Below are 12,603 nucleotides of genomic sequence, written 5' to 3'. Positions count from 1 at the left end.
CTTTTAAGAAAGAGAAAGTCACTTTTCTTAAAAAGAATTTTAATTGTAGTTTAAATCTCATATATTTACTCACTGATTAAACAAATAGAGTTCGTGTAGAGGTTTTTAGACGAACTGTCGTTATCTGGATTATAGAATCTTTGACCTCCAATTCGTTTTTCATTCAAAAATCGTAAACCAATTTTACTGCTCCAGCCCCAATCTTTTTCATTACCATATTTCCATTTATTTGAAATCATATAGCGTGTCAATAGGGGTAAATCGAGAAAATTATCATTGTCACGGTCAATTTTATTTGCAGGTTGTACTGTATGAAATGCAGTAAGATTAGTCCATTTGCCTTTCTTCAAAGCATAGTTGGCATTAAAATGTTTTTCTTCAAAATTATTCATATACACATTAAGCAATAATTTATCAGTGTTATCAGGGTCTTTGGTTTCAACATTAATTTGCCCGCTAATACTTTCATATCCTTGCAAAACGCTATTAGCACCTTTTGATACATAGATGTTGTCAACCAATGTTCCGGGAATTCCACTAATCCCGTATGTATATGATAATCCTTGTATCATTGGGAAACCGTCAATCAAAACCTGATTGTAAATGCCGGATAATCCCAAAATGCGAAGTTCTTTTGAGTTGGTAATTACATTGGTTGTTTGTGGTTGCACAGTCGTTTGTGTTTCAAAACAACCTGCTAAATCACAACAAGCAGCTTTACCCAATTCTTTTTGAGTAATGATTTCTGTTTTGATTGGGATGATGTTAGAAATAATTACACCGTCTCGTTGTCTTTTTACAATTACTTCTTCAAGTGTTTTTGCTTGCTTTAATTTAAACACTACAAATGTTTGATTGGTAATTTCGATCGTATCTGATACGTGACCTTCAAAACTTGCAATTAATTTTTTATTGCTGATGTCTTTGCTTGTAATTTCAAATTCTCCTTTGTCGGCTGTGGATGTTCCTGTTGTTTGGCCAAGCCAATATACATTTGCACCAATAAGCGGTTCCTTTTTGTCGTTGGTTACTTTTCCTAAAATGGTTTGTGCAAATAGTGCATACGGAAACAGTAATCCAACAATGAATATGTATTTTTTCATTGTTTAATTTTTTTAAAATAAAGCAAGATTTATTAGAAAATAAATCTTGCCATATTCTTTGTTTACTGTTTTATTTTATATATTTTTTCTTCAGGATTCTCACAACTACCTGTTTTCTCGATGACTCTGTATATTTCTTTTTCGGTAACCAGTATAGGATTGAATTTTACTTTAAATGAAGAGGTTGTTCCCATTTTTCCTGATCTGCAACTGCTAACGCCTTTCAATTTTTCTACATTGGCAGCAATCATTTTCAAGTCCATAGAACAAGTAATTCCTTTTACTTTGATGGTAACTGTTTTTGAGCTGTCGGTATTTTGTGTTGTTTCTTGAGCAAACGCAATGCTTGTTGAGGTAATCAATATAATGAATACCAAAACTAATGATTTTATAAATTTCATTTTTTTGATTTTAAAATTGTTGACAATAAAGAAATGTTGCTTCGAAGTTGTCGGAGCAAAAGTTTAATTTAATATTGTTAAACAATTTTAGGAGGTTGCCAAAAGTCAGGTGCGAATTGAGAGGTAAAAACTGATTGGTAAGTAAAATTTTGGTTAGTTGAAATTTCAGGTTTAGATATTTCAGCAAGTTGATTTGTAGAACATTGCAACACACAAGAACTGCAAACTTGAAAAGGATTACACGATTTTCCCGAACGGTCGTCTTTTTGTTTTTGTTGGCTGGATGATTTTTCGTTGTCAGCAATCGATTTGCATTGTCCGTCATAACAATTTTGTTCATTGTTATTTTGCAATGAAATCAAATCTATTCCCGGCTTAATAGCGAGGAATAAAATTATTGTTGCTAATATGAGTGTTGAAAATTTCATTGCTTTACAAATATACGACGTTTATCTATAAGTTGTGTGAAATGATCCGAGACCGTATAAAAAATAGTTAAACTGACAAAGATTACATCAATTGCCAACAAAACAAAATTATTGTTTGTACATTTGCGACGATGAAAGGATACATTAAAATAGTACTTCTAATTCTGATATCGTGCTGCTATGTCAACACTGTGTTTGAATTTTCAGATACCGAGGAGAAGGCTAATTTTGAAAATGAAAGTCACGCCTATATTCAACAATTTAATGACCAAATCTTTGCAAACAGCGTAACACAAAGTATTCCGCATTGCGACATTAATTGTGACACGCATATTCAATGCCATTTAAGTGTAATTCTACCTGCATCTAAATGCAATTCATTCTACAAAAGCTCTTTCTTTTCAAAACCGGATAGGCTTTTTATCCTATATTCTTCTTACTTGATTTGATGATTTTCTGATTTGACTTTTTTTTGGCAATTGCTACGCAGTTGTCAGTTTTACTATTTCAGAACAATTCTATTTAAATCAAAAATGAAAAAAATAATATTCATTCTTTTGCTATTTCCATTTTTAGCAACAGCCCAAAACACTTTTAAAGCCATCATCAAAGATGAAAAAACAAAAGAAGCCCTTGATAGCGTTTCTGTATTCCTAAACGGAACTCAAAACGGTTCCACTTCTGACGAGAAAGGTTTTGTGGTAATTGAAAACATTCCCAACGGTAAACAAACCATTGTTTTCAGTTCTTTTGGTTATCGAAAAATTGAAAGAAACATTTTATTTCCTCAAAATGAAACCATTGAAATATTTCTTGAACCAACATCGGAAGAATTAGAAGAAGTTAAAGTTACCTCAACAAGAAGTAGCCGAACAATAAAAAATACTCCGACTCGAATCGAAGCGATCGCAGCGGGCGAATTAGAAGAAAAATCTTCAATGCAACCCGGAAATATCAAAATGTTACTTACCGAAAGTACAGGAATTCAAACCCAACAAACTTCCCAAGTTTCGGGAAGTGCAAGTATTCGCATTCAAGGATTAGACGGAAAATATACGCAACTTTTACAAGACGGATTTCCTTTGTACTCGGGTTTTGCAAGTGGCTTGAGTATTTTACAGATTCCGCCACTCAATTTAAAGCGTGTAGAAGTTATCAAGGGTTCAACATCGACCCTTTACGGGGGTGGAGCAATTGCGGGATTAATAAACCTGATTACAAAAGAGCCTACTGATAAAAGAGAAATTTCATTTTTGGCGAACGTAAATCAAACACAAGCGTTGGATTTAAGCGGTTTTTATGCTGATAAATACAATAAATCAGGACTTACAATGTATGTTTCGAGCAATTCTCAAAATGCTTATGATGTGAATCATGACGGATTTTCAGATATTCCAAAATTTGACAGATATACCATAAGTCCAAAATTTTTCTATTATCCAAACAAAAAAACAACATTTAGTTTAGGTGTAAATGCTGGATTTGAAAAACGAATTGGTGGAGATATGCAAGTGATAGACAACAAAGCAGATGCTACGCATACGTTTTTTGAGCGAAACAATAGTAATCGATATTCGACACAAGCAAAGTTTGAAAAAACTTTTGACAATAAGAACATATTGACAATTAAAAATAGCGTTGGGTATTTTAATCGAAAAATTGAGAAGCAAGCTTATAATTTTGAAGGACAACAAATAGCCACTTTTACTGAAGCCAATTATTTAATCCCTAACGAAAAATCAGAATGGAATTTGGGAGCTAATTTAGTTTCGGATAATTTCAAACAAGTTAATTTAGTCGCTGACAAGTTAGATTATTACAATGCTGCCTTTGGTATTTTTGCCCAAAACAATCTGAACATAACCGAAAAATTTATTTTGGAAAGCGGTTTACGTTTAGACATTACAAACAGAAGCAATGTTTTTGTTTTGCCTCGTTTGTCATTATTGTATAAAATCAACGAAAAATTATCTTCACGATTTGGCGGTGGTTTAGGTTACAAATCACCAACCATTTTCTCGGAAGAAACCGAAGAAAAAGCATTTCAAAATATAAATTCACTTGATTTTTCAAAAATCAATCCTGAAAAATCGTATGGATTAAATGCTGATGTCAATTACAAAACTACCATTTTTGACGAAGTAAGTTTTGCCGTTAATCAAATGTTTTTTTACACCATTATCAAAAACCCGTTGGTCCTTAATCCAGTTCCATCGACGGTAAATTATGCCTTTGAAAATGCCAACGGAAATATAGAAACCAAAGGTTTTGAAACAAACGTAAAACTTCGTTTTGAGGATATTTCTTGTTACATTGGTTACACTTACATTGATGCACAAAGAAATTTTGATAATAATTCAACATTAAATCCATTAACGGCAAAACACAGAATAAATGCAAACTTAATGTATGAATGGGAAGAAAAATTGCGGATTGCTTACGAAGTTTTTTATGTTGGAAATCAGTATTTGACAAACAACGAAAAAGTTAGGGATTATTTGATTATGGGAGTGTCAGGAGAATACAAATTCAAGTATTTCAGCATATTTTTGAATCTTGAAAACTTTTTGGACAGCCGACAATCGAAATGGGAGAATATGTATTCGGGAACAATTCAAAATCCACAATTTAGAGAAGTTTATACTCCTACAGATGGATTTATATTAAACGGAGGAATTAAAATTAAGCTGTAAAAAAGCCAAATGAAAACAAAAATAATCACACGAACCGTCTGGATATTATCCATTGTCAGCTTATTTACTGATACAGCAAGTGAAATGCTGTACCCAATTATGCCAATTTATTTAAAAACAATCGGATTTTCTATTATTTTGATTGGTGTTTTGGAAGGTTTTGCCGAAGCTTTGGCAGGTTTAAGCAAAGGATATTTCGGGAAATTATCGGACAATTCCGGAAAACGAGTTCCGTTTGTTCAACTCGGTTATGCATTAAGCACTATTTCAAAACCAATGATGGCAGTTTTTACTTTTCCGCTTTGGATTTTCTTTGCACGAGCTATTGACCGCTTCGGGAAAGGAATTCGCACAGGTGCAAGAGATGCTATTTTATCGGATGAGGCAACTCCGGAAACAAAAGGAAAAATTTTTGGTTTTCATCGATCAATGGATACTTTTGGAGCAGTTATCGGGCCAGCATTGGCATTAGTGTATCTATACTTTTATCCACAGGATTACAAGACACTTTTTTATGTCGCTTTTATTCCTGGGCTACTTGCTGTATTGGCTTCCTTTTTTTTGAAAGACAAAACGAAAGTCCATCCAATAGAAAGAAAACCGACACCTTTTTTCTCCTTTCTAAATTATTGGAAAACAAGTCCATTACAGTATCGAAAATTACTAATCGGGTTACTGGCATTTACCTTATTCAACAGTTCCGATATTTTTTTATTGCTAAAAGCAAAACAGGTAGGATTAAATGATACAGCGGTAATCGGGATTTATATTTTTTACAATTTAGTTTATGCGCTTTGCGCATTTCCAGTAGGAATTTTTGCAGACAAAATAGGATTAAAGAAAATGTTTGTTTTTGGGCTTTCTTTATTTGCAATCGTATATTTTGGGATGGCTTTTAGTACGAATATTTATGCTATTGCAATGCTGTTCTTTATTTATGGAGTTTATGCAGCAGCAACTGAGGGGATTTCCAAAGCTTGGATTAGCAATATTTCCGACAGAAAAGATACTGCAACAGCAATCGGAACCTATTCAGGTTTTCAAAGTATTTGTACCATGTTAGCGAGTTCATTAGCAGGCTTAATTTGGTATCAATTTGGTGCAAATGCTACATTTATAATTACTGGAATAGCAACAGTTTTTATTAGCATTTACTTCTCATTTTTTGTAAAAAATAATAAAACCGAAAATTAAATCAACATAAAGAAAATAAAAGAACCTCGTTTGTCCCCAAGTTTAGGGGTTTTTAAGCGAGGTATATTTTTGATCTGACTTTTTGTGAATTTGTCGCCAATCTAATGCCGGTTTTTGTAATCTGGTTTTGAATTATAATAGACAAATATCTATTGCAGCAATTTTTATTTAAAATTCACTTCTCATTTATAGATTGCATCTTTTGTTTGTGTTTGGATTTTAAATTTATTTCTTAAATTCATCATATCCTCACTCATTTTTTTATCCAATATTTTAGCATAATGCTGAGTTGTCTGTATGTTTTTATGAAAAAGCATTTTACTTACGGTTTCAATGGGAACACCATTTGTTAGTGTTACGGACGTTGCAAATGTATGTCGTGCCATGTGAAAAGTTATTTCTTTTGAAATGTCGCATAAATCGCCAATTTCTTTAAGATCTCGATTCTGTCCCTTTCCAATTAAGATTGAATGAATAATTTGAAGTATGCACAAAAGAAAAAAGCCGATAAATCCTAAGATTTATCGGCTTTTGAAACCATTTGTTATTAAACTTGTGGGCGATGAGGGGTTCGAACCCCCGACCCCCTCGGTGTAAACGAGGTGCTCTGAACCAGCTGAGCTAATCGCCCTAATACAATTTGGTAATTTTCATTTCCTCATTGCGAGTGCAAATATACGTCTAGAAATCGTATTTGCAAATGAAATATTAAAAAAATAAAATAAAAAACAACAATAATTTTCTTTTACTCTCGCTAATAGCACTTTATATACAGGATGAAACCATACTATTTTTTTGTATTGAGTTGTTATAGTCTTACATTTGTGACATAAATTATACATAATGGCAAGGTTTAAAGAAAATGATTTACCAAAATCAAAAATTACTGCAAGTTCACTTACTAAAGCAACTCTAATATTTCAATATGCAGGAAATCATCGTTGGAAATTTTATGTTGGTTTAATATTTTTATTGTTAACAGGTGCAACCGCGCTGGCTTTTCCTAAATTAATGGGAATGCTTATCGATTGTGTAAAAAACAAAGATAATTCTCAGGCTAATTTTATTGCTTTGGGATTAATTGTTATTTTGTTTTTTCAATCTATTTTTTCGTTTTTCAGGTTGTCGTTATTTGTCAATTTTACAGAACATACTTTAGCTAATCTTAGGTTAGCGTTGTACAGTAATTTGGTTAAGTTACCTATGTCTTTCTTTTCACAAAAACGCGTAGGTGAATTAAATAGCCGTATAAGTTCTGATATAACCCAAATACAAGACACTTTAACTTCAACGATTGCAGAGTTTTTAAGACAATTTATTTTAATTATCGGTGGGGTTCTTTTGTTGGCTAATGAAAGTATCAAATTAACACTATTGATGTTGTCTGTTGTTCCTCTTGTGGCGATAGCTGCTGTTATTTTTGGCCGATTTATCAGAAAATATTCAAAAAATGTTCAAGATAAAGTTGCAGAAAGTCAGGTTATTGTTGAAGAAACCATGCAGGGAATTACTATTGTTAAGGCTTTTGCCAATGAATGGTATGAAATCGCTCGTTACAATGGTAAAATAAAAGAAGTGGTTAAAATAGCCATTAAAGGAGGAAAATACAGAGGATACTTTGCTTCATTTATTATTTTCTGTCTTTTTGGAGCCATTGTTGCCGTAGTTTGGTTTGGCGTTCGTTTAAGCATCCGCGGAGAAATGAGCGTAGGGCAACTAATTTCGTTTGTATTGTACTCCACTTTTGTGGGTGCTTCCTTTGGTGGAATCGCGGAACTTTATGCCCAAATCCAAAAAGCAATTGGTGCAACCGAACGTGTTTTTGAATTATTGGATGAAACTCCTGAAAAAATTAATTCAATCCAAAATGCATCCTCTGCACATAAAATAAAAGGGAATGTCACTTTCAAAAATGTAGCTTTCAGTTATCATTCTAGAAAAGAAATAAAAGTATTGAAAGATGTTAGTTTCACCGCTAATTATGGACAGAAAATAGCGATTGTAGGTCCAAGTGGAACAGGAAAATCGACTATCGCTTCGCTATTATTGCGTTTTTATAATATTGACGAAGGAGAAATATTGATCGATGGCAAAAATATCTATGATTATGATTTGGAAAATCTTCGAGGAAATATGAGTATTGTTCCGCAAGATGTTATTTTATTTGGTGGAACCATCAGAGAAAATATTGCTTACGGAAAACCAAATGCAACCGAAGAGGAAATTCTTATAGCGGCACAGCAAGCAAATGCCTATAATTTTATCGAAAGTTTTCCAGAAAAATTTGAAACAATAGTTGGTGAACGAGGAATTAAACTTTCGGGCGGACAAAGACAACGTATTGCCATTGCGAGAGCATTACTAAAAAATCCAAGTATTTTAATCCTGGATGAAGCAACATCTTCATTAGACAGTGAAAGTGAAAAACTAGTTCAGGAAGCACTTGAAATTCTGATGCAAGGAAGAACAAGTATCATTATTGCACACCGTCTTTCAACAATTCGTAGTGCTGATCAAATTTTAGTTCTTGACAGTGGAAAAATAGCTGAAAAGGGAACACATCAGGAATTAATTACTTTAGAGAATGGAATGTATAAAAATTTAAGTAATCTGCAGTTTAGCAATTCTTAGTATTCGTTACTAATTTGACATAAAAAAACTCCATTCAGCTTACAGAATGGAGTTTTTTTTATATGATAAAACTTAATGTTATTTCTCTTTTCTCCTGTTGCGTTCCGACTTAATCATTGACAATTCGCGACTAGTTTGTCCCGCTACTGAAGTATTTTCTTCCGCACGACGAATCAAGTATGGCATAACATCTTTTACAGGACCAAATGGCAAATATTTAGCCACATTATAACCGTGAGCGGCTAAATTATAACTAATATTATCACTCATTCCATATAGCTGACCAAACCAAATTCTGTCATCGTTGGTTTTTATGCCTTTTTCTTGCATCAATTCCATCAATTTGTAAGTGCTTAATTCATTATGAGTTCCTGCGAAAATAGCCATAGTATCTAAATGTTCAATCATATAACTAACTGCTGCATCATAATTTTCATCAGTATCTTCTTTCGAAGGACAAATTGGCGATGTATATCCTTTCTCATTAGCTCTTACAATTTCTTTTTCCATGTAAGCTCCACGAACCAATTTCATTCCTATGAAAAATCCTTCTTTTTTAGCAAGTTGATGTAATTTTTTCAAATAATCTAAACGATCCCAACGATACATTTGCAGCGTGTTAAAAACAATAGCCTTTTCTTTGTTGTATTTGCGCATCATATCAGTAACTAAATCATCGGCTGCATCTTGCATCCAACTTTCTTCGCCATCAATAAGAAGCGCTACATTTTTCGAATGGGCGTCTTTACAAACCATATCGAATCGCTCCACAACTCTATTCCACTCGGCTTGTTCTTCAATAGTTAAGGTTTGCTTTTCTCCTAATTTCTCGTACAGCTCAAATCGTCCAAAACCAGTTGGTTTAAAAACTGCAAAAGGAATCGCTTGGCGTTCTTTGGCAAATTCTATTGTTTTCAAAGTCATTTCGAGGGCTGCATCAAACTGTTCTTCTTCCTCTTTTCCTTCCACTGAATAATCCAACACCGAAGAAACACCTTTAGTATACATTTTATCAACTACAGAAAGACAGTCCACTTCATTTACCCCTCCACAAAAATGATCAAAAACAGTAGCGCGAATCAAACCTTCAACAGGAAGATTTGCTTTTAAAGCAAAATTAGTAACAGCTGTTCCTATTCGAACTAGCGGCTGATTGTCAATCATTTTAAAAAGAAAATAAGCTCTATCAAGTTCGGTGTCGCTTTTTAAAGCAAAGGCAACTTGTGTATTATCAAATATTTTTTCCATTATTTGTTATAATTTTTGTACAAATATAGAGAGAGTTTTGAATATTATTTACCAAAAATTACCTTATTTTGCGCTTTCAATTAATCAACAAAGATGCAAACAATTCAAGCCAACAATTACCCAATCTATTTCAACGAAAAAGGATATGAAGCACTTAACCTTTATCTAAAAGAAAATAAGTATTCCAATCTATTTATTATTGTAGATAGTAATACCAATGAGTTTTGTTTGCCAAAGTTTTTACCTTTTTTAGAAACGGAACTTACCATTGAAATCATCGAATTTGAAGCAGGCGAACAAAATAAAAACATTGAAACTTGTGTCCAAATTTGGAATGTGCTTACTGAGTTAGGTGCCGATAGAAAAAGCCTCGTCATTAATTTAGGTGGCGGTGTTGTTACTGATCTAGGTGGTTTTGTCGCTTCAACATTCAAACGAGGAGTTGATTTTGTTCATATTCCTACCACCCTACTATCAATGGTTGACGCTTCCGTTGGTGGAAAAAACGGGGTTGATTTAGGGAATTTAAAAAACCAAATCGGAGTTATTAATGTTCCTAAAATGGTTCTTATTGACACACAATATTTAGATACTTTACCACAAAATGAAATGCGCTCCGGACTCGCCGAAATGCTAAAACACGGATTGATATATGACAAAAACTATTGGGAGAAATTTTTAGATTTAAAAGCAATCGATTTTGCTGATTTTGATGAATTAATTTATCGTTCAGTCGAAATAAAAAATGAAATTGTTTCTCAAGATCCAACTGAAAAAAATATTCGTAAATCATTGAATTTTGGTCATACACTTGGTCATGCTATTGAAAGCTATTTTTTGGAGAATGAAAACAAGACGACCTTATTACATGGCGAAGCAATAGCTGTTGGAATGATTTTGGAAAGTTACATCTCTCTGCATAAAAAACTAATCAATCCAGAGGAATATACTCAAATAAAATCAGCCATTAAAAGCATTTATGACGACATTCTATTTGATAAAAATGATATAAAACCTATTCTGGAATTACTGATTCACGACAAAAAAAATGAGTATGGCAACATACAGTTCGCGCTAATAGAAGGAATAGGAAAAATCAAAATTAATCAATCTGTTGAAAATGAATTAATTCTTGAAGCCTTTCAGGATTATAAATCATAATTATATTTTTAATAAAAGGATTGCATTGCGTATATAATATTTTTTACATTTGCCACGATGAAAAAAAGTCAAAACAAAATAAATTATAGTTCCAATAAAAGCAGAAACAACATGTCTTTTCTAAGAATGTTGAAACGTTTTTATTCTATCAAAGGAAACTTTAGTTTTGATATTTTTCAATATTTGAAAGCAGATCATGAAAAGCTTCAAATTATTTATGCAAATATTCGGGTTTGAATTTTAGATTAGTTTATTTTTACATTACTTTCAATCTATTATATTAAATATCAAATGAATACAAAATATTCTGATTTAATAAATCAAACCTATTACTTCCCTCAAGAAGAGTTTACACTAAACAAAGATAATCTTCAGTTTCACAATATTGATTTGATGAAACTTGTTGAGAAGTACGGTACACCATTAAAGTTTACCTACCTGCCTCAAATTTCCAATAACATTAACAAAGCCAAAAGCTGGTTTCGTAAGTCAATGGAGAAAAATAAGTATGAGGCAAAATATTATTATTGTTATTGTACAAAAAGCTCCCATTTTGAATTCGTAATGAATGAAGCTTTCAAAAATAACATTCACATCGAAACTTCCTCCGCTTTTGATATCAATATTGTCGAAAATTTATTGGCAAACGGTAAAATCAATAAAAGCACTTATATAATCTGTAATGGTTTCAAAAGAGACCAGTACATTGAAAATATAGCCCGAATCATCAATAATGGACATAAAAATGCGATTCCAATTATTGATAATTATGAAGAGCTAGATCTCTTACAAGAACAAATTAAAGGAAAATTCAAAATCGGAATTCGTATTGCTGCCGAGGAAGAACCTAAATTTGAGTTCTACACTTCAAGGTTAGGAATTGGATACAAAAACATTGTAAATTTTTACAAAAAGCAGATTCAGGAAAATAAAAAATTGGAACTTAAAATGTTGCACTTTTTTATTAATACGGGAATAAATGACAATGCTTACTATTGGAATGAATTAGTAAAATGTATCAAAGTTTACATTGCATTAAAAAAAGAATGTCCTAGTCTTGATGGATTAAATATTGGTGGTGGTTTTCCTATCAAAAATTCATTGGCATTTGAGTATGATTATCAATATATGATTGACGAAATTATCAATCAGATAAAAATTGCCTGTGATGAAGCCGAAGTTGATGTTCCAAATATTTTTACAGAGTTTGGTTCTTTTACAGTGGGAGAAAGTGGCGGTGCTATTTATCAGATATTGTATCAAAAACAACAAAATGACAGAGAGAAATGGAACATGATTGATTCCTCTTTTATTACAACTTTACCTGATACTTGGGCAATTAACAAGCGTTTCATTATGTTGGCTGTCAACCGCTGGAATGAAACATACGAAAGAGTACTGTTGGGCGGAATGACATGTGATAGTGATGATTATTACAATTCAGAACAAAATATGAATGCCATTTATTTACCAAAATACAACAAGGAAAAACCATTATATATTGGTTTTTTCAACACAGGAGCCTATCAGGAAACTATAGGTGGATATGGAGGTTTACACCACTGTCTTATTCCTCAGCCCAAACATATTTTAATTGATCGCGATGAAAATGGAATTTTGGCAACTGAAGTGTTTTCAGAACAACAAACATCCGAAGATGTGCTAAAAATTTTAGGTTACGATAAAAAATAAATAATTAAATACACAATTAGTCAATTTAAAAATTCATTATATTTGAATATAC

General features: G+C 32.4%; 10 protein-coding genes and 1 tRNA gene. 5 read left to right on the top strand and 6 right to left on the bottom strand.

Annotated features, from left to right (window positions below):
• Positions 1-65 precede the first annotated feature (65 nt).
• The 3 genes from ACFX5F_RS15445 to ACFX5F_RS15435 form a co-directional block, all read right to left on the bottom strand.
• A complete protein-coding gene (locus tag ACFX5F_RS15445) occupies positions 66-1,103 on the bottom strand; it encodes a TonB-dependent receptor (RefSeq protein WP_379852924.1) in 1,038 nt (345 codons plus the stop codon).
• Between the two features lie 62 nt (positions 1,104-1,165).
• Positions 1,166-1,504: a heavy-metal-associated domain-containing protein gene (locus tag ACFX5F_RS15440; RefSeq protein ID WP_379852923.1), complete on the bottom strand. Its 339-nt coding sequence runs from the start codon at positions 1,502-1,504 to the stop codon at positions 1,166-1,168.
• 77 nt (positions 1,505-1,581) lie between these two features.
• On the bottom strand, positions 1,582-1,932 hold the full coding sequence (locus ACFX5F_RS15435) for a hypothetical protein (RefSeq protein ID WP_379852922.1): 351 nt from the start codon (positions 1,930-1,932) through the stop codon (positions 1,582-1,584).
• Between the two features lie 533 nt (positions 1,933-2,465).
• On the opposite strand from ACFX5F_RS15435, the gene ACFX5F_RS15430 reads away from it, so the two are divergent.
• Positions 2,466-4,625, top strand: coding sequence for a TonB-dependent receptor (locus ACFX5F_RS15430; RefSeq protein WP_379852921.1), 2,160 nt, complete (start codon positions 2,466-2,468; stop codon positions 4,623-4,625).
• Positions 4,626-4,634: 9 nt separating this feature from the next.
• A complete protein-coding gene (locus ACFX5F_RS15425; RefSeq protein WP_379852920.1) occupies positions 4,635-5,819 on the top strand; it encodes an MFS transporter in 1,185 nt (394 codons plus the stop codon).
• 182 nt (positions 5,820-6,001) lie between these two features.
• On the opposite strand, the gene ACFX5F_RS15420 is transcribed toward ACFX5F_RS15425, so the two are convergent.
• Complete coding sequence (locus ACFX5F_RS15420) at positions 6,002-6,313, bottom strand: tyrosine-type recombinase/integrase (RefSeq protein ID WP_379852919.1); 312 nt, start codon at positions 6,311-6,313, stop codon at positions 6,002-6,004.
• Between the two features lie 62 nt (positions 6,314-6,375).
• Positions 6,376-6,450 (bottom strand) — tRNA-Val (locus ACFX5F_RS15415).
• Positions 6,451-6,662: 212 nt separating this feature from the next.
• On the opposite strand from ACFX5F_RS15415, the gene ACFX5F_RS15410 reads away from it, so the two are divergent.
• Entirely contained in the window at positions 6,663-8,450 is a 1,788-nt protein-coding gene (locus tag ACFX5F_RS15410) for an ABC transporter ATP-binding protein (RefSeq protein ID WP_379852918.1), read from the top strand.
• 78 nt (positions 8,451-8,528) lie between these two features.
• Here the strand turns inward: ACFX5F_RS15410 and ACFX5F_RS15405 are convergent, their stop codons facing one another.
• Positions 8,529-9,698 carry a proline dehydrogenase family protein gene (locus tag ACFX5F_RS15405; RefSeq protein ID WP_379852917.1) on the bottom strand — a complete coding sequence of 390 codons (1,170 nt, stop codon included), beginning with the start codon at positions 9,696-9,698 and terminating at the stop codon, positions 8,529-8,531.
• A 93-nt stretch (positions 9,699-9,791) separates the two neighbouring features.
• Between ACFX5F_RS15405 and aroB the strand changes: the two genes are divergently transcribed.
• On the top strand, positions 9,792-10,859 hold the full coding sequence (gene aroB, locus ACFX5F_RS15400) for a 3-dehydroquinate synthase (protein ID WP_379852916.1): 1,068 nt from the start codon (positions 9,792-9,794) through the stop codon (positions 10,857-10,859).
• Positions 10,860-11,150: 291 nt separating this feature from the next.
• Positions 11,151-12,551 carry a type III PLP-dependent enzyme domain-containing protein gene (locus ACFX5F_RS15395; protein WP_073208827.1) on the top strand — a complete coding sequence of 467 codons (1,401 nt, stop codon included), beginning with the start codon at positions 11,151-11,153 and terminating at the stop codon, positions 12,549-12,551.
• The last annotated feature ends 52 nt before the right edge of the window (positions 12,552-12,603 follow it).

It is taken from the genome of Flavobacterium zhoui, from assembly GCF_042787235.1.
Lineage (GTDB): Bacteria > Bacteroidota > Bacteroidia > Flavobacteriales > Flavobacteriaceae > Flavobacterium > Flavobacterium zhoui.
This window is presented reverse-complemented; position numbering and strand designations above follow the sequence as displayed.

Coding starts and splice junctions, on each gene's coding strand:
- ACFX5F_RS15440 (WP_379852923.1), bottom strand. CDS start 1,504: ATGAAATTTATAAAATCATTAGTTTTGGTATTCATTATATTGATTACC.
- ACFX5F_RS15425 (WP_379852920.1), top strand. CDS start 4,635: ATGAAAACAAAAATAATCACACGAACCGTCTGGATATTATCCATTGTC.
- ACFX5F_RS15395 (WP_073208827.1), top strand. CDS start 11,151: ATGAATACAAAATATTCTGATTTAATAAATCAAACCTATTACTTCCCT.
- ACFX5F_RS15405 (WP_379852917.1), bottom strand. CDS start 9,698: ATGGAAAAAATATTTGATAATACACAAGTTGCCTTTGCTTTAAAAAGC.
- ACFX5F_RS15410 (WP_379852918.1), top strand. CDS start 6,663: ATGGCAAGGTTTAAAGAAAATGATTTACCAAAATCAAAAATTACTGCA.
- aroB (WP_379852916.1), top strand. CDS start 9,792: ATGCAAACAATTCAAGCCAACAATTACCCAATCTATTTCAACGAAAAA.
- ACFX5F_RS15435 (WP_379852922.1), bottom strand. CDS start 1,932: ATGAAATTTTCAACACTCATATTAGCAACAATAATTTTATTCCTCGCT.
- ACFX5F_RS15445 (WP_379852924.1), bottom strand. CDS start 1,103: ATGAAAAAATACATATTCATTGTTGGATTACTGTTTCCGTATGCACTA.
- ACFX5F_RS15430 (WP_379852921.1), top strand. CDS start 2,466: ATGAAAAAAATAATATTCATTCTTTTGCTATTTCCATTTTTAGCAACA.